This is a genomic window from Paenibacillus monticola (assembly GCF_009664975.1).
GTDB lineage: Bacteria > Bacillota > Bacilli > Paenibacillales > Paenibacillaceae > Paenibacillus_AQ > Paenibacillus_AQ monticola.
Window position 1 is genome coordinate 138330 of the sequence record NZ_WJXB01000014.1, and the last position, 21824, is coordinate 160153.

Annotated in this window: 16 protein-coding genes; 12 read left to right on the forward strand and 4 right to left on the reverse strand. The window is 47.3% G+C overall.

The features are described 5' to 3' along the window. Positions 1-126: 126 nt before the first annotated feature. The gene (gene sda / locus GJB61_RS26420) at positions 127-270 is read left to right on the forward strand and encodes a sporulation histidine kinase inhibitor Sda (protein WP_154122027.1); all 144 of its coding nucleotides are present in this window, start codon (positions 127-129) and stop codon (positions 268-270) included. A gap of 142 nt (positions 271-412) precedes the next feature. On the opposite strand, the gene GJB61_RS26425 is transcribed toward sda, so the two are convergent. Next, positions 413-1414, reverse strand: a complete 1002-nt coding sequence (locus tag GJB61_RS26425; RefSeq protein ID WP_338116141.1) for an NAD(P)/FAD-dependent oxidoreductase — start codon at positions 1412-1414, stop codon at positions 413-415. 291 nt (positions 1415-1705) lie between these two features. Between GJB61_RS26425 and GJB61_RS26430 the strand changes: the two genes are divergently transcribed. Continuing rightward, positions 1706-2899 (forward strand): NAD(P)/FAD-dependent oxidoreductase, encoded by a 1194-nt coding sequence (locus tag GJB61_RS26430; RefSeq protein WP_154122028.1) that lies wholly within the window; start codon positions 1706-1708, stop codon positions 2897-2899. A 1-nt stretch (position 2900) separates the two neighbouring features. Next, on the forward strand, positions 2901-3182 hold the full coding sequence (locus GJB61_RS26435; protein ID WP_154122029.1) for a hypothetical protein: 282 nt from the start codon (positions 2901-2903) through the stop codon (positions 3180-3182). A gap of 96 nt (positions 3183-3278) precedes the next feature. On the opposite strand, the gene hemQ is transcribed toward GJB61_RS26435, so the two are convergent. Then, positions 3279-4031 carry a hydrogen peroxide-dependent heme synthase gene (gene hemQ, locus GJB61_RS26440; RefSeq protein WP_154122030.1) on the reverse strand — a complete coding sequence of 251 codons (753 nt, stop codon included), beginning with the start codon at positions 4029-4031 and terminating at the stop codon, positions 3279-3281. A 275-nt stretch (positions 4032-4306) separates the two neighbouring features. On the opposite strand from hemQ, the gene GJB61_RS26445 reads away from it, so the two are divergent. The 3 genes from GJB61_RS26445 to dnaI all read left to right on the forward strand — a co-directional run bounded on the left by GJB61_RS26445 (position 4307) and on the right by dnaI (position 7304). Further along, positions 4307-4603 (forward strand): YuiB family protein, encoded by a 297-nt coding sequence (locus GJB61_RS26445; protein ID WP_338116147.1) that lies wholly within the window; start codon positions 4307-4309, stop codon positions 4601-4603. A gap of 187 nt (positions 4604-4790) precedes the next feature. Continuing rightward, a complete protein-coding gene (locus GJB61_RS26450; RefSeq protein ID WP_154122031.1) occupies positions 4791-6329 on the forward strand; it encodes a replication initiation and membrane attachment family protein in 1539 nt (512 codons plus the stop codon). An 18-nt stretch (positions 6330-6347) separates the two neighbouring features. Beyond that, the gene (dnaI, locus tag GJB61_RS26455; RefSeq protein ID WP_154122032.1) at positions 6348-7304 is read left to right on the forward strand and encodes a primosomal protein DnaI; all 957 of its coding nucleotides are present in this window, start codon (positions 6348-6350) and stop codon (positions 7302-7304) included. A gap of 112 nt (positions 7305-7416) precedes the next feature. On the opposite strand, the gene GJB61_RS26460 is transcribed toward dnaI, so the two are convergent. Beyond that, on the reverse strand, positions 7417-7575 hold the full coding sequence (locus GJB61_RS26460; protein WP_154122033.1) for a YqzM family protein: 159 nt from the start codon (positions 7573-7575) through the stop codon (positions 7417-7419). A gap of 332 nt (positions 7576-7907) precedes the next feature. Here GJB61_RS26460 and trxA point away from each other — a divergent pair, with 332 nt between their 5' ends. The 6 genes from trxA (at position 7908) to GJB61_RS26490 (ending at position 20148) form a co-directional block, all read left to right on the forward strand. Then, complete coding sequence (trxA, locus tag GJB61_RS26465) at positions 7908-8225, forward strand: thioredoxin (protein WP_154122034.1); 318 nt, start codon at positions 7908-7910, stop codon at positions 8223-8225. 235 nt (positions 8226-8460) lie between these two features. Beyond that, the gene (gene uvrC / locus GJB61_RS26470) at positions 8461-10425 is read left to right on the forward strand and encodes an excinuclease ABC subunit UvrC (protein WP_154122035.1); all 1965 of its coding nucleotides are present in this window, start codon (positions 8461-8463) and stop codon (positions 10423-10425) included. 181 nt (positions 10426-10606) lie between these two features. Further along, positions 10607-14917: a galactose-binding domain-containing protein gene (locus GJB61_RS26475; protein ID WP_195724485.1), complete on the forward strand. Its 4311-nt coding sequence runs from the start codon at positions 10607-10609 to the stop codon at positions 14915-14917. 97 nt (positions 14918-15014) lie between these two features. Continuing rightward, a complete protein-coding gene (locus GJB61_RS26480; RefSeq protein WP_154122036.1) occupies positions 15015-16745 on the forward strand; it encodes an extracellular solute-binding protein in 1731 nt (576 codons plus the stop codon). An 80-nt stretch (positions 16746-16825) separates the two neighbouring features. Beyond that, positions 16826-18397 (forward strand): response regulator, encoded by a 1572-nt coding sequence (locus GJB61_RS26485; RefSeq protein ID WP_154122037.1) that lies wholly within the window; start codon positions 16826-16828, stop codon positions 18395-18397. A 5-nt stretch (positions 18398-18402) separates the two neighbouring features. Beyond that, on the forward strand, positions 18403-20148 hold the full coding sequence (locus GJB61_RS26490) for a cache domain-containing sensor histidine kinase (protein ID WP_154122038.1): 1746 nt from the start codon (positions 18403-18405) through the stop codon (positions 20146-20148). Here GJB61_RS26490 and GJB61_RS26495 read toward each other — a convergent pair. Further along, on the reverse strand, positions 20108-21775 hold the full coding sequence (locus GJB61_RS26495) for a CPBP family intramembrane glutamic endopeptidase (RefSeq protein WP_154122039.1): 1668 nt from the start codon (positions 21773-21775) through the stop codon (positions 20108-20110). The genes GJB61_RS26490 and GJB61_RS26495 overlap by 41 nt on opposite strands. Positions 21776-21824: the final 49 nt, after the last annotated feature.

Genomic DNA, 21824 nt, shown 5'->3' on the forward strand with positions numbered 1-21824 from the left:
ACCCTTACGCACATATTATACACAGGATCTCCACATGTACTTGTGGATAAAGGGAACACTTGTTCGAGAAATGATAGTTTGCTATGATAGATTCAGATCCGGAAAAAGGAAAGGTAGGTGGACGTTATGGTTGAATTGTCTGATGAGATGCTGCTTGATTCATACCAAAGAGCAATAGAGCTGCAATTAGAGCACGATTTCATTGCTCTTTTACTTGTAGAAATTCGCAAACGAAACTTACACTCTCCATTACACGCGGTCCTGCACTAAGGCTCAAAGTAAAACTTTACAGCAAGCTACATAGATAAAACCGCGAGCTACACGAAATAGGGTATCCGTACAGGTTGATACTTCATCAGCCTGTTGGGATACCCTTTTATTTAATGCTAGATTTGGTAGTATATTAGCAGCTTTAGAGCTTGAGGTTACTGCTATGTCCTGGGGACAGCTTTGCTTCAGGATCGATGTAAACTTTGGCGTTGTTCACTGCTGTGGGAGCTTCCCCAAATCCTACAGCGATAAGCTTCAGTTTACCAGGGTAGGTAGTAATATCACCAGCGGCAAAAATTCCGGGAATACTCGATTCCATCCGGGAATCAACCACAATGGAGTTGATATCAATCTCCATACCCCATTCGGCAATCGGACCTAGCGAAGACACGAAACCAAAATTGATGATAACGCTGTCTACTTCGATCTCCTGGGTTTCCTTGGTCTTGATATGGGACAAGGTGACTTTAGTAATAAATTCCTCACCATGCAACTCGGTAATCTCTGAAGGCGTGATCACATTAACCTTAGAGGCCATCAAGTTCTCTACACTATGTTCATGTGCGCGGAATTTATCCCGGCGATGAATCAGCGTCACTTGCTCAGCGATCGGTTCGAGCATCAACGCCCAGTCAACTGCGGAATCACCGCCGCCGCTAATCAGTACTTTTTTATCTTTAAAGGCATTTAAATCGTTTATGAAATAATGCAGATTCGCTTTCTCAAAGTGCTGTGCTTCCGGCAGCTCCAAACGCCGGGGTTCAAAGGCACCTACACCAGCGGTGATGATGATTGCCTTGCTGTGATATTCCGCTTTATCGGTTGTGACGACAAAATGGCGCTCGTCCCGTTTTTGGACGGAAACGACTTTCTCATCCAACCGGATATCCGACTTGAACAGATCCATTTGACGGGAAAGATTGTCAACCAGCTCTTGAGCGGTTATTTTTGGGAAACCTGCCACATCATAAATTTGTTTTTCGGGATAAAGCGCAGCAAGCTGTCCTCCCAGTTGGGGCATGCTTTCAATAAGTGTTACCGATGCCTGGCGCATTCCACCGTAAAATGCGGCAAACATGCCGGTCGGACCGCCGCCTATGATTAATAGGTCGCTAATAGGAACGCCGGGTTGCTCTAGTGTCACAGGATATTACACCTCCGAGTTGATAGTTTCAATTTGCCATACTTGTGTTACCTTATCATTATAAACATAGTATCGGTGACCTGCAAAGGCTTAGAAGTTCCAGAAAAGTGTGACATTTTTTTGTTTTATTATATTTGATTAAAATGAAACTAAGGTTTACAATGGATATGATTATTTTAGAAATCCTTTAAGTTTAATTGGAAATTCATCCAAACTTAAGTGTATAAATTCACAAAAAGATTCACAAAAAATAACACATAGACAGATTCGCCTGTTGGAAGGAGCCGGAACATGAGCAGTATTCCCAAAATCGTAATCCTAGGAGCGGGGTACGGAGGTATTTTGACCGCCCAGCGGTTACAAAAAGCTTTGAATTATAATGAGGCCGATGTGACACTGGTCAACCGCCATGAGTACCATTACTTTACAACCCACCTGCATATGCCAGCAGCGGGAACAGACAGTATTGAGCATACACGGGTATCTATTTCTAAATTGATTGATGAATTCAAAATTGATCTTGTTAAATCATCTGTACAGGAAATTCGAACTCAGCAAAAGAAGGTTATTCTAGAGGACGGAACGCTTTCCTATGATTACCTTGTAATCGCTCTGGGCGGCGAGCCCGAGACGTTTGGTATTCCAGGACTGGATAAATATGCACTTACGATTCGCAGCATCAATTCTGTGCGCCTGATTCGTGAGCATATTGAGTATCAATTCGCTAAGTATAAAAATGAGAATAATGCCCAAGAGCATATCAATTTCGTAGTCGGTGGCGCCGGGTTTAGCGGGATTGAATTTGTAGCTGAATTAGCTGATCGTATCCCAGGCCTGTGTAAAGAATATGATGTTGATCCAAGTATGGTTAATATTTACAATATTGAAGCTGCTCCTACAGCACTGCCGGGCTTTGCCCCTGAGCTCGTCGAGCACGCGATGACTGTCCTTACGAAGAAGGGTGTTACTTTTAAGATTGGCGTCGCCATTAAGGAATGTTTGCCGAACGGAGTTATCCTCGCAACCGGTGAAGAAATCAAGGCGTCCACCATCGTCTGGACAGGTGGTATTCGCGGCAATCATCTAATTGAGGCTGCAGGCTTTGAAGCTATGCGCGGACGTGTGAAAGTAGACGAATATCTACGTGCACCCGGACATGAGAATATCTTCATTATTGGCGATGGCTCTCTGATGATTAATCCCGAAGGACGCCCTTACCCGCCAACTGCTCAAATTGCCATGCAGCAGGGAGAGTGTTGTGCGCATAATCTCGTGGCTTCCATTCGCAGCCAGCAACCGAAGAAGTTTGCATTCAGCAACAAAGGCACAGTAGCTTCACTCGGCAAGGGACAAGGTATTGCTGTAGTAGGAGATAAGACATACAAGGGTTGGAAAGCAGCTCAATTAAAGAAAATAGTTGATATGCGCTATCTGTTAATTATCGGGGGCATTCCACTAGTGCTCAAAAAAGGCAGATTCCTATAGGATGCGCCATTGCAGCGTTCAAGTACGGGGACTCCTGACACGTGAAGAGTTGGACCGTTATAACAGTCTCATAGAGGTGGGTTCCTTTCTGGAGGATCAGAGCCAGTACGATTTGGCTTACATTATCCAGAAAGAAATTGATCTGTTAATTCTTCCGGCTATAGAACGGCTCAAGGATAAAGGTCGTGCGCGCGACCGGGCTACGGCCGAATATCTGGAAAGTCTGCAGAAGGACAACGATATCAAGGACGAAGAGGATGAAGAAGGTCCTTCGTCGGTATGAAGCAGGATCAAATAGGGATTTTCAAGAAGAAATACAAAAGGGTGTGCCTCCGCAAAACAATGGAGGCGCACCCTTTTTGTATGGGATATCATGTAATTAGAGCTTGAGCATTTCTTCGAAGGTCACTGGTGTTAGCAGATTACCAACATAAAAGGAACCAAATTCTCCATAGCGGGCGGTGACTTCATCAAAGCGCATTTCGTAGATCAGCTTCTTGAATTGAAGTGCATCCTCAGCGAACAAGGTTACGCCCCATTCCCAATCATCAAAGCCGACGGAGCCAGTGATGATCTGCTTTACTTTACCAGCGTAGCTGCGCCCAATCAATCCGTGCGAATGCATGAGCTCCCGGCGTTTGTCCATCTCAAGCATATACCAGTTGTCGGCAAGATCACGCTTCTTGCTCATGGGATAGAAGCAGAAATACTTGGCTTGTGGAAAAATGGGCTTTAGGCGCGAGATCACGTGTGGATTCAACATGGGATCACTTCCGTCGCCTCCGCCTGCCGCATAGTTGCTTAATTCAACAATACTGACATATGAATATGCTTTGGTCGTATATTGGGCAAAGGCGATTTTGTTGAAGGCAGTCTCCAATTGATTCAGTGCTTCCAGACTTTCACGCAAATGCATCAGCACGAAATCGGCTTTCTGGCCGACAATGGCATAAACTGTGGAGCTTCCCGTATTAGAGGCTTCAACAGCGTCCCATTCATGTATAAAAGCATGCAACTCTTCCAGAGCTACGGCGCGTTCTTCGTCATCAGCAGCCGTCCAGGCGGTCCAGTTCAGCGAGCGAAAGTCATGTAGTGCGTACCAGCCTTCCAGTGTCAAAGCGGCTTCGTTCATTATCTCACTCCTTAAAAGTTTTACGAAGCATAAGCTCCGTTAGATTCCACAACGCGTAAAACTTGCTACGAAAGCATACGCTGTATGTATGATCCTTTTTATATATTTGCATTGTATCGCATGCAACCTGCCAAGAGCAAACGAAGAGACTGTAATTCAAAGCGTCCGCGCTGCGAACAGTAATAAGTTCATTGCTTCGTTACATTTTTTCTAGTAAACTTACTAATATCTGTTGATAGATGTGCGGTTCTTTATAGAGAGGGGTGAAGAAGCAGGTGGGATTTATTCCTGTATTTGTTCTTGCCGTGTTGTTCTTTGTAATGATGTTCGGTATTGGCTTTATCCTTAACATGTTAATGAAGACAACCTGGTTTCCCGCTTATCTGTTTGTGATTGTTATTTTACCGGTCGTGGTCTATTCCATCTGGGACAGAAATGCTATGACGCTCTGGGAACATCTCTCTACCTTTCACGTGGTTGACTATCTGACAGGTATTGCCGGACTCATTGGTGCGTTGCTCAGCGGCTGGACGATCCAGAAGTTGCGTCTTGGCGGCTATAAGATGTTTTGATCCATAAGTTATGAATTAAGGCGGCTCCCGTAACTGCGTGAGCCGTTTTTTGTATGATCATAAAGAATTCTTATCTACTGCAAAAAGAGTCGAATTTGGACCTTTTTTTACATTTCGGGCTGTGTTTTTTGTGATAGAATAGAAATCTATATGGATTCGTGAAGACAAAGGGGGAGTTATTAAGCAGATGCGTATGAGTCATTTACATCATTTTACAGAACATCATCGGTACTGCGTTTCCCGCGAATTCGGTCTTAGTGTTATGGATGGTCGTATGTTGGGCTCTGTGTATCAGCCAATGGTTGGAGCTTTCGCCATCAGTCTTTATCGGCTGCTATTTGAGCACGTCCCAGCAGAGAGTATTGGCTACTCCGGAGTGGAGCAGCAGCGTAGGCTGTTTATGACGCTTGGGATTGAACCCAACGAGAAAGGCCGCAAATATTTAATTGATCAGTCCTCACGGCTGGAGGCGGTGGGGCTATTGCAGACCTGCCGCATCTATGTGCCGGAAACGGATGACTATATGTATGAGTACGAGCTGATGCCACCGCTGTCACCGGCTGATTTTTTTGCAACCCAGCATCTGACCCTGCTCTTACGTGATAAAATCGGCAAATTCGCCGTGCTGTCACTGCGGGAACAGTTCTGGAATCGAGAGCCGGAGGAATGGAGCCGCAGATCGATCGGCAAAGAGAATATATCCTTGCCTTTTTATGATATATTCCAGCTGAACACCCATGTGATTGACTATGAGCTGGAGCAGGCGTTGGCAGAGGTTGCTACTGTTCGTCAACCAGGCATGCGTGAAACGGGTGAACCGGCTATCGGCTATAGTGACATTATTTTGCGTTTTCCCCGGGAATCGGCAAATCGGGGCCACGTAGAGAAGCTGCGCTTTGATCATGCCCAGATGGGGATCATCAATTATGTAGCACATAAGTATGAGCTTAATCCGCAGGATTTGTGCCGCTTGCTGGATGAGGATGGAGTCTTCTCGCCAGAAGGCGAGGTTATGCTGGATGCGCTGCAGTACAAGGCGAGCCAGCATTTCCGTCAGGATATGAAACGTCAGGAGAAGCGGGAAGTTGCCGCTGCCAAGGTAGTAGCCATTCGCCCCAGTTCCAATGAACAGAGTGATGATTCAACAGCACCGGTGGAGCAGTCCGTCGAGATGGAGTATTACGTAGAGGTACCTCCGCAATTCATGACCAAGTGTGATATTCATCAATATAATATGATGCTGCGTAATGAGCCTTATACACGTTTGCTGCAGACCTTTTTTCCAGGGGCCGTTCCAACACAACTGATGGATATGTTCGAAAGAATTGATCTGAACTACAAGTTGTCCGGAGAAGTGATCAATGTACTTATTCATTATTTGATGACCATGGTAGCCTCCGGTGGAGATCAGCGGATGAATCGTAATTTCGTGGAGGCGATTGCCTCTAATATGCTGGTGAAACAAATTAATACGTACGAGAAGGCTGTACATTATATCCGCGATCAGTCCAAGGTTAAGGGCAAGGGAGCTGCTGCAAGTACGACAGGGGCCCGTCCGCGTCCTTACGCTGCCAAGAATGGTGGGCGCTCCGGCAAGCAGGAGATTCCGATTGCAGTGGATGATGGGAGCGCTGGAACCGTATCGGATGAAGAATTCGCGGCGATGATGAAGATGGCTGCTGATATTAAGGCAGGCAAAAAAAAGGGCGTATCTGACGCCACGTAACGAAAAGAAGGTGTAAGAATGGAGTCGATGGGCGAAGTGCTGCGCTCGATGAATAATTCGGCTTTGCGCCAGCGCTCCCGGGATTTGGAGCAGAATCTGCTGAATAATCCTTTGGTGAAGCAGTTGCAGGCCGAGCATCCTGAATTGGACGAATCGCGGCTGCGGCTTCATTTAAGCCGTCTGTATCAATATGTCGAGGAAAGCCGCCACTGTGCGAATTGTCCTGGCCTTGAGAAGTGTCCGAATGATTTCCCTGGCCATTACAGCAAGCTTACTGTAGAAACCGTCAACGGTTCAACGGATCTGTATGAACGCAAGACGGCTTGCAACTTGAAGGTTGCCAAGGACAATCAGGATAGCATCCGCAAACGCATCCGCAGTTTTTATGTAGATGAGCGGGTCCTAAATGAGGGTTATGATGAGATTGATATTATGGGTAAAGACCCGCGCCGGGCGCCAGCGGTCAATCAGCTGTTCCGTTATATAGAGAATACTAAAGAGAACGGTCTTACTTCCCGTGGACTTTATTTATATGGAACCTTCGGAACAGGCAAGACCTTTCTGATGTGCTATTTGCTTCATGAGCTTGCTGTCGCCGGACATAGTGGCGTTATCGTCTACATGCCGGATTTCATCGAGGATTTGAAGTCGATCATGATGGATGGGCAGAAGCTGAAGGAAACGGTGGATGCTATGAAGAACTGTGATTTGCTTATTTTCGACGATATCGGTGCTGAGAATTTGAATCCATGGGCTCGCGATCATGTGTTGGGAGCTATTCTAAATTACCGTATGAACCGCAAGCCAACCTTCTATACTTCGAATTATCCGCTGGATGGGCTGGAGAAGCATCTGAGCTTCACGAGCAAGGATGGCGAAGAGATGTATAAAGGCCAACGTTTGATGGACCGGATCGCTCCATTTGTTGATGTGATCCCCTTGCATGGTGAGAATCAGCGAGGTACGAACAGATAAGTGGGCATCCTAATTTCGGGGATGACAAATACAGAAGCCCGGGCTCTTCCTAAGGAAGGACCGGGCTTCTGTATATTCATAAAAGGTAGGGTGCAGACAAGCGAAACGATGCTTACTCTGAGAACACAAACTTGATGATGACCATTCCAAAGAACACTATTGTCATAAAAGCCGTCATTCCAAAGAAACCGTTCATCAAATCGCCTAAATCGTTGCGGGGTTCTTCATTGACATGATCCCGCGGGTCCCGTGCGTGCGCGTTGACATCCATAGTTCCGCCTCCTTGCAGGTAGAATTTCTGTATTGTTAAATAAGTCATTGACAAATAATGCGCTTTCCTAAAGTATACGAAAGCCATGGGCCGTTGTAAAGATAAGAGTTATTTATAAAACAATGCCTTTTACACAATATAATCGCACAATATGTTTCACAAATGTACTTTAAATATGTTATAATAACAGCGTGTCGGTAATTGGTAATTTGGTTATCATATTACATGAAACAATTTATCTCTCTATAATTACGAAGTTGCTTCGCCAGACTCAAGTCATTAGGCTTGAGAAGCGGGTGTCGCTTCGCAAAACTTAAAGGAGGAACAATATCATGGCTATCGTTAACGTGTCTGACCAATCCTTCGGCAACGAAGTAGAAGGTCAAGGTACTGTAGTAGTAGATTTCTGGGCACCTTGGTGCGGACCTTGTAAAATGATTGCTCCTATTCTCGAGGAATTGTCTGCAGAGATTGGAGACAGCTTGAAGATTGCGAAATTGAACGTGGATGAGAACCCGGAAACGGCTTCCCGTTTTGGAGTGATGAGTATTCCAACCCTAATCTTCTTCAAAGACGGTCAACCCGTTGATAAAGTTGTAGGCTTGAACTCCAAGGAATCCCTGAAGAATATCCTAGCTAAACATCAATAATTTCTATAGTGAATGCTACTGACAAGGCCTTGGGCCCTGCCAACTTAGCGCCTTCGGTGTATGCCGGAGGCGTTTTGTGTGCTGAATACTGAACTTATAACCTTGTGTTAGAACACCTGTTCCGTTACAATTAATTCAATCCGCAGCTCTTCTCTTGGTCAACCCATTCAAAGGTGTACAAGAGGTGATGCCCCGGGGTCCTCCCCAGGGAGAGGATTTAGTTGGGGGAGAAATTATGGACTACATGGATAATATCCGCAATAAATTGGCGTTGTTGCCTGACTTGCCCGGATGCTACCTGATGAAGAATGAAGAGGGAACTATTATTTATGTGGGCAAAGCAAAAGTGCTCAAGAATCGGGTCCGTTCTTATTTCACAGGCAGTCACGACGGCAAAACCCAGCGGCTTGTCGCTAATATTGTAGACTTTGAATATATTGTTACCGCTAGTAATATGGAAGCACTCATTCTTGAATGCAACCTGATCAAGAAACATATGCCACGCTATAACGTGCTGCTGAAAGACGACAAGACATTTCCATATATCAAAATAACGAATGAAGCTCACCCGCGTCTGGAAGTTACGCGCCGGGTGATTAAGGATAAAGCTAAATATTTCGGTCCCTATCCGAACGCTTATGCTGCTCATCAGACCAAGAAGCTCCTTGACCGCATGTACCCGTTGCGCAAATGTGGTGTGATGCCCAAGGAGGTCTGCCTTTATTATCACATGGGCCAGTGTCTGGCGCCCTGTGAGAAAGAGGTGCCGAAGTCAGCATATGAGGAAATTACGTCAAACATTGCTGCTTTTCTGGGCGGAGGTCATGATGTGATCAAAAAGGATCTGCAGAAGAAGATGCATGAAGCGGCTGAGGAGCTGTATTTCGAGCGGGCCAAGGAACTGCGGGACCAGATTATTCATATTGATGCTTTGATGGAGAAGCAGAACATCAACACCCCGGATACCAAGAACCGTGATGTATTTGGTTATGCCGTAGATAAGGGCTGGATGTGTGTGCAGATTCTGTACATGAGACAAGGGAAAATGATTCAACGACATTCTTCCGTGTTCCCTTTCTACGGGGAAGCCTACAGTGACTTTATGTCGTATGTGACGCAATATTACAGTGAAAATCCGGCGCTGCCGCAGGAAATTCTGCTTCCAGATGCTCTTGGTGAAGAGGTAGCCCCCGATAAGGAGGCAAAACCGGGGATTAGCGTGGCTATGGCGGCTGGCAAAGTGGAATTACCAAACGAAGAAGAAACACCGGAATCTGCTGAGGATGCTGCATTACGGGAAGCAGCGGCAGCGGAAGCCTTGGCAGCAGGAACGGTTGATGCGCTCGGTGGTGCCGCTGCCCTGCAGGAGTGGCTGGGTACCAAGGTACTTGTACCCCAACGTGGTCTCAAGAAGCAGATGGTTGGCATGGCTTGTCAGAATGGGCGTGTAGCCCTTGATGAGAAGTTCCGCCTGATCGAACGGGATGAGGAGCGTACCTCTGGGGCCGCTGCCAGCCTGGGCGAGAGTTTGGGGCTTAATAACTTAAGCCGGATTGAGGCGTTCGATAACTCGAATATTCAGGGCACCAATCCGGTATCGGCGATGGTTGTCTTCATTGACGGCAAACCTGTTCGGAAGGAATACCGTAAGTATAAAGTCCGTACAGTAGTGGGGCCAGATGATTATGGAACCATGCGCGAGGTGATTCGGCGGCGCTACGAACGGGTGCTGAAAGAGAATTTGCCGATGCCTGATCTTATTGTGGTAGATGGTGGTAAAGGGCAAATTTCTTCGGCTATCGATATTCTGGAGAATGAGCTGGGTCTGTTCATTCCGGTCTGCGGACTCGTTAAGGACGATAAGCATAAGACGGCTCAACTGCTGGTCGGTGAACCGCCGGAGCCGATCGTTCTGGCACGGGATAGCCAGGAATTCTATTTGCTGCAGCGCATCCAAGATGAGGTTCACCGCTTTGCGATTACCTTTCACCGCGAGCAGCGTGGCAAGTCAATGGTTACGTCGAAGCTGGACTCCATTCCGGGAATTGGCGATAAGCGCCGGAAGCTGCTGCTTAAGCATTTTGGCTCACTTAAGAAGATAAAGGAAGCATCTATTGAGGATTTTCGTCCACTATCCATTGGCGACAAGCTCGCTGGACAAATCCTTGAGGCACTGAAGGATGAGGAACCCTCTCTATAGTTGTTATTCTCATAATACAAGGCTAACCCAATCGTGTGGGTTAGCCTTTTCTTGTAATATGTTCCTTTAATTGTGCATGAAATCGTTGATTTGTACAATTGTATCTAAATCCTTAAAAAGGTAATCTTATACATGCCTTAATGAAAGCGCTTATATATTATCAAAGGAGGATTAATGTCAAATGGTACAAATGAATGTGAGAAAAGTTAGAAAGTGTTCACGGATTTCTGCGATTATCCTTGCTGTATCCATGGTCTTTAGCCTGATTCTTATGGCTCCTAGCCAGGTGAATGCAGCGAGCTCCTACCTGCTCTCGACTGACAGGCCTGCTTATGCATCTGGCTCCGAAGGAAACAATACTCCTGATTTGGCGGTTGACGGCAATATGGGATCTCGCTGGAGCAGCGCATGGGGGGCAGACCCGAACTGGATCTATATCGACCTCGGCGCCTCTGCCACCTTGGACCGAGTTGTGCTCCGTTGGGAGAACGCTTATGCCAAGTCTTATAAAATTCAGGTGTCTCCTGATGAGCTGAGTTGGACTGACGCCTTCTCAACGACTACAGGAGATGGCGGAGTAGATGACATCACCCTTAGTGGTACAGGACGTTATGTCCGGTTGCAAGCGACGGAACGGGTCATGGCACAATATGGGATTTCGCTCTTTGAATTTGAAGTATACGGCACAGGGGGCGTTAATCCACCGCCTGTTGCTCTGGGACCGAATGTGGCTTTGAACAAGCCGGTAACGGCCTCGTCCTATGAGCAATCCGATTATCTCCCGGTCGGCTCCACCTTGCCGCAGCTCGTCGTCGACGGTAGCCTGACGACACGCTGGTCTTCTAATCCAACAGATAATGAGTGGATCAGTATTGACCTTGGCAGTGTACGGACGCTGGGTCGGGTCATTATCAATTGGGAGGCTGCTGCCGGCCGAACCTATGATATTCAAGTTTCGAATAACGGCACAGCCTGGACCACCATTTACCGGGAACTTCACGGTGACGGAGGTACGTTGAATCTGCCTGTTTACGCCACTGGCCGTTATTTACGGATGAACGGCATCAGTAGAGCGACTTCCTTCGGCTATTCTATCTTTGAATTTCAGGCCTATGATTATGTAACAGGCGATTCGAAGCCGACTTATACGATTCCTGCACTTCCTGTACGTACTACGGTAGCTGTAGGTCAAGGCAGCTATGCGGCGAATGATCCGTCCATTCCCCAGCCTAAATATCCACTCTATAAATCAGATTCGCTGAATGCGCCGCTGCCATCCAATGACTGGTGGCAATCGATCATGATTAATAAATTAGGCAACGGTATTATTACGCTGCCGCTCAAATCGAAATATACCAAGCAGGGACTGGGTGTGCTGAATCCAGGCGCCGGTTATTTAAGTGCCGACGGCAAGGCACAGGAGGCGGGAGGAAGTCCGGACCTGTTCCTGATGGCAAGCAATATTAATACCTCTAACATGTCGAACCGAATTACCGCTTACGGAGACTGGTCGGCCACTGCTGTATTAAGCGACGGAGCGACAGAGAAGCTGAAGACGACTTTTGTCAAAGGCTCACCTTATCTCTATTCGCAGTTCAGCGATCCGGCCAGCCCCGAGGTGTATTTACCAGCCACGGCCAGATTCTTTAATGACAGTAATCAAGCTATTCTGACAGCTGACGGTTCTACAGTTACCGCAGACCATATCGGTATCGAAGTTACGAACTCGAACGGTGCGCCTACACCTTCCATGGTGACGAGAACCTACGGTCTGTTTGCTCCAGCTGGCACGACCTTCAAGAAAGTCGGTTCCAAGCTCAAGATTCAGTTAGGTGGAGGACAAAATTATTTGTCAGTGGCCGCCATTCCGTCCGCCGCTAATCTGAGTTATTTCTATCAGCATGGTTATGCCTTTGTCACAGATACGAAGGTGGCTTATACCTTTAATGACACCACCTCGGATGTCACAACTAACTTTAATGTAACGACAGAGCTTAAACGCACGGGCTTCCCGAATACGACGCTTATGGCGCAACTGCCGCATCAGTGGAAGGTTACGACTTCTCCGCTGACTACGATTTCGTTCCCGTCCATTCGCGGCACAATGAAAGTGACAGAGGGCAACTCGTTCACTACTGTCGACAAGTTCTATGGTGTAGTGCCTCAGTTCACTGAACCGGGTGATTCCTCCTATTCCCGTCAAACTCTGCTTGATTATTTGGCGCTGCTGGATACAGATACCGCGACCAATCTAATGCAGGCTGATGCATACTGGCAGGGCAAGAAGCTGCATCCGCTAGCTATGGGCGTACTGATCGCAGATCAGATCGGTAGTGAGAATTATAAAACGCTGTTCCTGTCCCGCATGAAGACGATCCTTACAGATTGGTATACCTACACACCAGGAGAAGCCAATTATTATTTCGACTATAACTCCGACTGGGGAACGTTAATTTACAAAAATAGTGAATTTGGCGCAAACTCCGGCATTACGGATCATCACTTTACGTACGGCTACTATGTATTTGCTTCTGCGGTTCTGGCTACCTACGATGCTGATTTCAAGAATAAATACAGCGGAATGGTCGATCAGCTGGTCAGAGACTATGCTAATCCGTCGAAGACAGATCCACAATATCCATTCCTGCGTAACTTTGACTCCTATGAAGGTCATTCATGGGCTGGTGGTTATGCCGATAATGACAGCGGCAATAATCAGGAAGCAGCGGGAGAATCGCTGTTCGGCTGGGTCGGCCAATATATGTGGAGCACACTGACTGGCAATAAAGCCTTCCGGGATACGTCTATCATGGGCTTCACAACTGAACTTAGAGCGGTTCAGCAGTATTGGTTCAACTACGACCAGGACAACTGGCTGCCGGGCTATACGCATAAGTCCGTAGGGCAGGTATACGGAAGCTCGAACTTCTTTGGAACCTTTTTTAATGGCAACCCAGTGTATGTATACGGTATCCATTGGCTGCCAACCTCAGAGTATTTAACGAGCTACGGTTTTGACAAGGCGAAGGTCGCTGCATTGTATAACGGCTTCGTGACAGATAATGGTGGACCCGAGCAGGATTGGTATCATATCGTGTGGCCAATTCAGGCGCTCAGCGATCCCCAGGCTGTTTTGAATAAATGGAATCCGTCAGCAGTACAGCAGAATGAATTGTTCAATACCTACTGGTTCGTGCACAACATGGCAACTTTGGGTCAGCGCAGCACAGACATCTGGGCTACAGATGGATACAGTGCGACTGTATATAAGAATGGTTCAGCCTATCACGCACTCATATGGAACCCTACCGACGCGCCAATAACGGTCACCTTCCGAAATGCAGCGGGTGTAACCGGTTCAGCAGTAGTGGCTCCCAAAAAGCTTATGAAGGTGGACCCAACGAAGACGACAACAGGTGAGGATGAGGGCGGAAACGAAGAAACAGGCACTAACCTGGCGTTGAATAAGACGGTAACGGCTTCAGTAAATGCCAAAACGCCAGCAACAAACGCGGTGGATGGCGATAAAGGAACCCGATGGGAATCGGAGTTCAGTGATCCCCAGTTTATTCAGGTGGATTTGGGATCGAACCAAAGCATCAATCGCGTCATTCTGAACTGGGAGGGGGCGTACGCAAAAGCGTATACGGTTGAAACCTCCGTGGATGGCAGTAATTGGGCTCCAGCGTATTCGACTACCACTGGTGACGGTGGTGTGGATAACCTCAGCTTCACACCGGTAAGTGCACGTTTCGTGAAAGTAAACGGCACGCTGCGTGGTACACCTTATGGTTATTCGTTGTGGGAGCTCGAAGTATATGGTGACGGAACGGCTCCACTTGTAGCACCTACTCTGGTGGCAGATTCGACCCAAAATGTTGTCGGTCAGCCGATCGATCTTACTTTCCCAGACAATGCGGCTTGGAGAAGTGCAATTAGTACGATTAAGGTAGAGGGTACGACTGTAAACGCGGCACAATATACGTTGACTGCAGGTCAACTTACACTAAATTCTGCCTTGTTTGCTACCGCAAAAACATATGATATTGCGATATCAGCAACCGGGTACCCTAATGCCTCCATTCAGCAGGTGGTTGCAGAGCCTGCCGTTAATCTGGTGGACTTGGCACTGAATAAAATTGTCACAGCCTCAGAGAATGCCAAAACGCCAGCAACGAATGCGGTGGATGGTGATGACGGAACTAGATGGGAGTCAGCATTCAGCGATCCCCAGTTTATTCAGGTGGATCTTGGTGCCAGCCAAAACGTCAGACGTGTCGTGCTGAATTGGGAGGGAGCGTACGCCAAAGCGTATACAGTCGAAACCTCTGTAGACGGCAGCAATTGGACAATCGCGTACTCGACGACGGACGGCAATGGCGGGATTGATGACCTCGCTTTCACTCCGGTGAGTGCACGATACGTAAAGGTGAATGGTACACAGCGCGGTACGGAGTACGGTTATTCGTTGTGGACATTATCCGTTTATTAGTAGGCTCGCTTAAGGAATAAGAATCGGTTATCCTTGACGGTAGATAAACTATCATCCACTTATGACACATATAGTGTAATGTGAGAGGAGTCAAGGTATGCAGTCAAACAAGATAGGGCAATTGCTGTTCACTGGCGTGCTCGCCACAAGTCTGCTTTCAGCTTGTGTGAAGGGAAGCAATAATGCAGCCTATACGCCGGAAGAAAGTTCAGATGCGTTGGCTAACTTCCGAAGTGTAGCGAAGGCTGCGACTGCGGATGCGGATGTAGGTCAGAACGTGTCCTTAGAAGGTGTGGCAGCAAAGGTTAAACCGGTCAGTTTCACTACTTTTGTCAACTATGACTGGTATACGGCACCGACTTGGGAAGGGAGACCGCAGAGCCAATGGATAACCGACCATTTAGGGGTTACGCTAATTCCGCTACAATCCAACGGTGCTGCTGCCCAGAAGCTGAATGCGATGATCGTCTCCAATGAACTGCCCGATGTGCTCGTCATGGACCGTGGCAAAGACGTGGAGCGGCTGCAAAAGGCGGGTAAGCTGGTAGCTATTGATCCCTATCTTGAAAAATATCCTGAATTCATCCAAACTGTAGGCGAAGAAACCATAAATATGCTGCGCAGCGAGGACGGCAAGCTGTACCAGATTCCAAACTGGTATATTAACGGAGATAGTGGCAACGGAAATGCCGGTTATCTGGTAGAGAAGAAGACGTATAAGGCACTCGGTTCTCCTAAGCTTCTGACATGGGATGATCTGGAGCTTTACCTCAAACAGGTAAAAGAGAACTTCCCTGAGCTGGTGCCCATCGACTTTGGGGAAACCCGTGATGGTGCAGATGTGCAGATGATGGGCCTGCTGTACAGCGGGGCAGCAAACGATCGTATGCCGGGCTTTATTTCACCGGGCTCGGGCCAGATCTTTGGCGTCCCAACCGGTTTCGAACTAACTTCGATATACAAAGATCCGGCCTTTAAGGAATCCGCTCTATATGCCAGTCGGTTGTTTCGCGAAGAGTTAACTTCTCCGGATTTGCTTACCCAGACGCGGGACCAGATTCTGGAGAAGCTGAAGACCGGCAAAATTGCCGTATTCGGCGCGTATGACGCCGTTGTCGAAGGGATTGGACGTGAAGCGAATAATCAGTTGTCAGCCAAAGATCCGGCAGATGGCTACGAGGTCATCTGGCCCGTGCATAAGGCTGGTGTAGACAAGACCAAAGTCTTTACAACAGGGTATAGTACATTGGGGTGGAATGTAAACGTAATCACAACCAATGCCAAAGATCCTGAGGCGATATTCTCCTATATGAACTGGGCTACAAGCCCGGAAGGGCAGCGGGTGCTATTCTTCGGACCGCCAGGACTCTTTTATGATGAAGTTGAGAAAGGTGTTCCAATCCCCAATGCTGCTTATATCAATCGTGATCTCAAGAAATATGATCTCTTGAAGATTGGGGAATTCAACTGGTATGGCAATACTTCTTACATCGATGCTGTCAAAGCACAGCGTGAGAAGCTTCTACCCTCCCAAGCTCAGGATTGGACGACGAATGCTCAAGTGAACTTTACATTCAAAACCTCAAAGAATATTACAGAATTCTCGAATCTTGATCCGGCTCCCGGTTCTGAGGAAGGGATTATCCTGCAAAGGTTGAAAGAGCAGTATGCACAGGTTGTGCCAAAAGTTATTTTCGCCCAAAGTGATGAGGAAGTAGAACGGCTAATTGAGGAAGCGGATAAAGAGGCTGTCCATATAGGCTATGACAAGGTGCTGAAATGGAAGACCGCTGTATGGCGAAATAATCTAAAAAAACTCAAAGGCTAGTCTTGAGCGTAAGTCGGGCAAAAAAAGAGGGCTACGAAATCAATCGTACCCTCTTTCCTCATGAAGGAGTGCTGATACCGATGTTTAGAGCTGTCATAGTGGATGATGAAACGTATGATCTGGAGGGACTTCGCTGTCTAATCCCCTGGAATGAACTTGGCATAGAGGTAGTCTGCAGTGAGAATAAACCGCTTGCCGCGCTTGAGTTCATTGAGAATCATGAAATAGATTTGCTGATAACCGACATTAAGATGCCGGTTATTTCTGGTATTGAGCTTTCACGGAAAGCGCTGGAGCAGAACCCTGGTCTCAAAACGATATTTATCAGCGGCTATCAGGATTTCCATTACGCCAAGCAGGCTCTTGATTTAAAAGCTCATGCGTATATTCTGAAGCCGGTTGATGATGAGGAGATTGTAGCCGTTCTCCGCACGGCTGTAGCTGAGCTGGAGAATGATCGTGTGAAGAGGACGGAGGACCATAATGTCATCTCTTCATTTGATTTTATTAAGAACGACGTCTTGCAGCATTTGCTGGAGGGGAGCCTAGATCGGAAGACCCTGAGCGCTTTTCTGGCCCGGTATCCGCTGGATCTTGTATTCTCAAGCGTCTGTGCCGTGCTGATTGAGGCAGATGATGTCCTGCTGCGGTTAAGGGAAGATGCGGAAGCGGTATACGCTGAACTGGACAAGCTGTTTGATTATATCGGTAACTATATCGAAGAAGCCGCTTGCGGGAAATGGTGCAGGCTGAACCGTTCACAAATGGGGCTGGTGTATTCAGCGCATTCTGAATTACTGGAGGAGCGGCTGCAGAAGTTGGTGCAGGCTGTCCGGGAGCAGACCTCTTTCACCATAACCGTCAGTTACGGGGCAGGTGTGGCTTCCTTGGAAGAGCTGTCGATATCTTTTTCCCAGGCCAAGTCCTGTATGAACGGTAAAATGTTTATGGGCAAGAACAGGGTCATTCCAACCGTGATGAGCAAGCCGGAGATGACCAAAAGCATCAAGGATTTGAGCAGCGTGCTCGAAGCCATGTTCGGGGCGATGGCCAACTATAGATTGATTCATATTTGCGATTGTATCGACGAACTGTTCGAGGTGGCTGCACAGTTTGAGCACTCGGTTAAGGTGTACCATTTCTCCATTCATATCGCCACTAGGCTTGAAGCCTTTCTCGGTACACTGAATGAGACCTATGAAAGTCTGCTCGGCTGGGGCATTCAGCAAATGGATGTCATTCAACATCTGGAAACGGTGGAGGACATCAAGCGCTGGCTCCGCAATACGTTGTTTCAGATTTCTGAGACCCTTTACATGAAGAAGCAGCATAAGAACCGTGGCTTTATGGAGCATATCGAAACATTTATTCAGGATAGACTTGCAGAAAATATCACGCTGCGTATGGTAGCAAATCACTTTGCCTATTCCCCCAATCATCTGGGTGTTCTGTTTAAGGAGTATACCGGAGAAAGCTTCAATGAGTACCTCTCGAGAATTCGTATGCAAAAAGCGATCATGCTGCTGGATCAGCATCAGTACAAGATCTACGAAGTTGCCGATAGGGTTGGCTATAAGAATATCGCCTATTTCAGCCGACAATTTCGTGAGCACTTCAACATTACCGCAGCCGACTACAGAAAGCAGAGTTGATCTTAATGCAGAGACACTTTTCTTCCTTTTACATTCCATTAGGCTACAAGTTATTGATTTCGTATATTTTTCTAGTGTTTATTCCGATTATTGGAATAGGAAGCTATGCCTATTTCTCTTCAGTACATTCCATAGAGGCGCATACAAGGAGCAATCTGGAGGTTGCGATCAAGCAGATGGGCAACAATGTGGATTACCGGCTAAAGGATATTATCCGCAGCTCCGATGAACTCTATGCGGACCAGACCCTTTCACGTTATTTGACAGGTTATCATTCTGGCTGGGAGAAATACAGCATCATGTCCCAGTACATTCTGCCGAGGCTGGAGAATGCTGCTAACTTGCCTAGTCAGGAAGTGAAGCTTTCCCTCTATGCGGACAACCCGAATGTCAGTGAATTCTATTATAACGATATCGAAAACAACAGTGGTGGCCGCCAGTATTCATTGTTCCGTTCCTCCCGAATTCAGGGTCAGTCCTGGTACAAATCGCTTAATCTTCATTATGGCTCTTCTGTATGGCGGCAGGTGGATAATGATATGGCTACTGGGCGTATTTCTTTCATACGGCCGCTGATCAACTACGATACGCTGCAGTTAAACGGTCTGATTAAAATCTCAGCGAATATGAAATATATATTCTCTGATGTGGATTCCGGCCAACTGGGCGACGACAGCATATTATTCATTGTGGATGACCAGAACCAACTGGTCTTCTCAAGTGCGAGCAATGAGGCTGATCCGGCCAGGCTCGCAGGGTCCTCTTCAGGCAGTATCAAACAACCTGGCTCTTATATGCAAATTAAACAACCCATTGCCAATATGCCGGCAAGCATTGTTGCTTGGGTACCTTATTCAACGCTGCAGGAAAATTCCGAACAGGTTCGCACTGTAACGATATGGTTCTGTGTAACGATCCTGATTGTGCTGTCCCTGATCAGCCTGCTGATGTCCCAATATTTCTCGCGGCGTTTCCAAAAGCTGATTACTTCCCTGAAATCATTTAAAGAGGGGAATTTCCATAAGCGTATGCTTGTTCAAGGCAAGGATGAGTTCACGGAGATCGGCAGTGCTTTTAACGATATGGCCTCTACGATCCAGAGGTTGATTGATGAGGTTTATATCAGCAATCTTGAGAAAAAAGAGACGGAGCTGCAGATGCTTCATGCTCAGATGAATCCGCACTTTCTGTATAATACTTTCTCCTCTATCAGCCGCATGGCGAAGCTGGGAGAAATTGATAAGCTGCATGAAGTCATACGTGCGCTGGCCCGTTTTTACCGGTTGACCCTGCATCGAGGAGAAATGATTATTCCGATTGAACAGGAGCTGCAGATTGCTGAATCCTACCTCGATATTCAGCGGATCAAAAATGCAGACCGCATTATCGTAGCCTATGAGAATGATCCCCAGGTGCTGGTGTACGATACTGTGAAATTTATATTGCAGCCCTTTGTGGAGAATGCCTTGGAGCATGCCTGGTATGACGATGAAATTAAGATTACGATTCGCGCTTACCGTGAAGTGGATATCATCTGCTTCGAAGTGGAAGACAACGGGTTAGGCATGAAGGATGAAATTATTGAAGGGGTGCTTGATCCGACGGATAAAGGTATCGGTTATGGTATCCGAAATGTCGACCAACGGATCAAGCTTCAATACGGGAATGAGTATGGCGTGTGTATCCATAGTTCACTTGGGGAAGGAACGGTTATCCGAATTCGGTTTCCGGCGGCTTCTGCGAACGGTTAAACAGGTACACGATGTAGCCAACTAGGAATGGCATGACGATCGCGAAGACTCCGGCACCGATATTAACACTTTCTTTCATGAAGATCAGCGTAGCGCCCATCAGGATGCTGTCAAACACGACATGGCTGAACATAACGGCTATAAAGCCATAACGAAGAAAAATATAACTGAATAATAACCCGATTACGGTTAGCTCGATGGGGCGGGAGCTGACAGGATAAATCGGGTATAACGTATGGCCGAACGCCCAGATGAGTGTGGTAATCAGGGAGGCGGCTAAGGTGCTGCGCACGATTTTTTTGAGCATTCGAATGCCGAACAAACGATAGATGGCCTCCTCGGACAGACCGGCAAGCCAAGCCACGATTGGCAGCAGCCAAGCATATCTCATATTGTAGGGAGACTGGCTGGCGTCTGTGGTAGACCAGTTATTCAGAGTGTAAGACAAAATGATGAACATAATCGTCTGTACTCCAAGTAGTATGAACGCCCAGACATAGCCAACCCGGATGCTATCCAGCACATATTTAGCGTAACCTGGTTCTTTGGCGCGGGGCCATGGATTCAGACCTTCCTCTTGACGCCACAGTCCATTGCCGCCAACCAAGGAGAAGTAGAGCAGTGAAGACATCAGCAGACTGTATAGAGCGTAAATGATAAACATGACGACAGCGGTGATCCGCGCTTCAACACTATCTCCGGTGGTTTCGGGCAGCATATTATAGGTGCTGACCATCATGATCACAAAGTGGGCCGAGCTTAAGAATATGCCACGAGTGAATGAGGTCTTCCCTCTTCTCAATATGCTATAGATGAGCGCTAGAAGACCTAGCGCTAGCGTAGGTATGCCGTACCCGAACAGGGTAAGCTTGGTAGCAAGAGAAGTCTGGTCTTCCACATAAGAAATATGCCAGCTGGGGGCAGAGAAACCTGCCTTTAAGGATGAAACGTCCCCCTCGGAGAACATGAAATCATAATGCAGCAGTGCTTCCCCTACCTTTACGGATTTGTCCGTATAGACCAGTCCGTAGTCTTCCGCATTCGGTTCAATCTGCAGTTGTGCCGGATTGACTCCCCACTCCTCTAGCCACGGTATGGCGAGCTTCTCCTTTTGCTCCAGAGTCAGCGAAGTATCGCTGCTGGCCTTAACAGCTGTTGTAGCCCTTCCGGCTGCCTGTCCGGAGTCAACTTCGGTTCCACGTGCGAAGGCCACTATCTCACCTGTATACATATTGAGGTCTACGGACAGGCTGCTGTCCTTCGCTTCTGAAGAATAAAGCGCTGCTTGATAGACGTCAAACGGATAACGTTGATCCAGTTTATTCTTCGTGTAATCATCGAGAAGTTTTTCCCGGGACATGTAGCCGTAGAAGGAGGAGTCTGTCTTGTAGACAACCTGCCAATTCTCATTAGCTGACTCCGTGTAGCCGAGCTTTTGTGTTGCGAACGTCACTGCCTTCTCACGGGCCTCAGCCTTGCTGATTACCGTGGTATTGTCCTCTGCAGAGCTGGCCAGCAAGGATGGATAGACTTGAAACATAATAAATACAATGAGACCGATGATGCCAAAGAGCAGAAGCCCTCTGGAGAGAGCACGCTGCTGTAAGGGCTGGCCGACGGAATTCATGAAACGCCTCCTTGAATTGATCTGAACTGGCAATGTTATGCTCCATTAT

Bases quoted from the DNA above. Each gene is read 5' to 3' on its own strand.
- sda (WP_154122027.1), top strand. From the start codon at position 127: ATGGTTGAATTGTCTGATGAGATGCTGCTTGATTCATACCAAAGAGCA.
- GJB61_RS26430 (WP_154122028.1), top strand. From the start codon at position 1,706: ATGAGCAGTATTCCCAAAATCGTAATCCTAGGAGCGGGGTACGGAGGT.
- GJB61_RS26435 (WP_154122029.1), top strand. From the start codon at position 2,901: ATGCGCCATTGCAGCGTTCAAGTACGGGGACTCCTGACACGTGAAGAG.
- hemQ (WP_154122030.1), bottom strand. From the start codon at position 4,031: ATGAACGAAGCCGCTTTGACACTGGAAGGCTGGTACGCACTACATGAC.
- GJB61_RS26450 (WP_154122031.1), top strand. From the start codon at position 4,791: ATGCGTATGAGTCATTTACATCATTTTACAGAACATCATCGGTACTGC.
- dnaI (WP_154122032.1), top strand. From the start codon at position 6,348: ATGGAGTCGATGGGCGAAGTGCTGCGCTCGATGAATAATTCGGCTTTG.
- GJB61_RS26460 (WP_154122033.1), bottom strand. From the start codon at position 7,575: ATGGATGTCAACGCGCACGCACGGGACCCGCGGGATCATGTCAATGAA.
- trxA (WP_154122034.1), top strand. From the start codon at position 7,908: ATGGCTATCGTTAACGTGTCTGACCAATCCTTCGGCAACGAAGTAGAA.
- uvrC (WP_154122035.1), top strand. From the start codon at position 8,461: ATGGACTACATGGATAATATCCGCAATAAATTGGCGTTGTTGCCTGAC.
- GJB61_RS26475 (WP_195724485.1), top strand. From the start codon at position 10,607: ATGGTACAAATGAATGTGAGAAAAGTTAGAAAGTGTTCACGGATTTCT.
- GJB61_RS26480 (WP_154122036.1), top strand. From the start codon at position 15,015: ATGCAGTCAAACAAGATAGGGCAATTGCTGTTCACTGGCGTGCTCGCC.
- GJB61_RS26485 (WP_154122037.1), top strand. From the start codon at position 16,826: ATGTTTAGAGCTGTCATAGTGGATGATGAAACGTATGATCTGGAGGGA.
- GJB61_RS26490 (WP_154122038.1), top strand. From the start codon at position 18,403: ATGCAGAGACACTTTTCTTCCTTTTACATTCCATTAGGCTACAAGTTA.
- GJB61_RS26495 (WP_154122039.1), bottom strand. From the start codon at position 21,775: ATGAATTCCGTCGGCCAGCCCTTACAGCAGCGTGCTCTCTCCAGAGGG.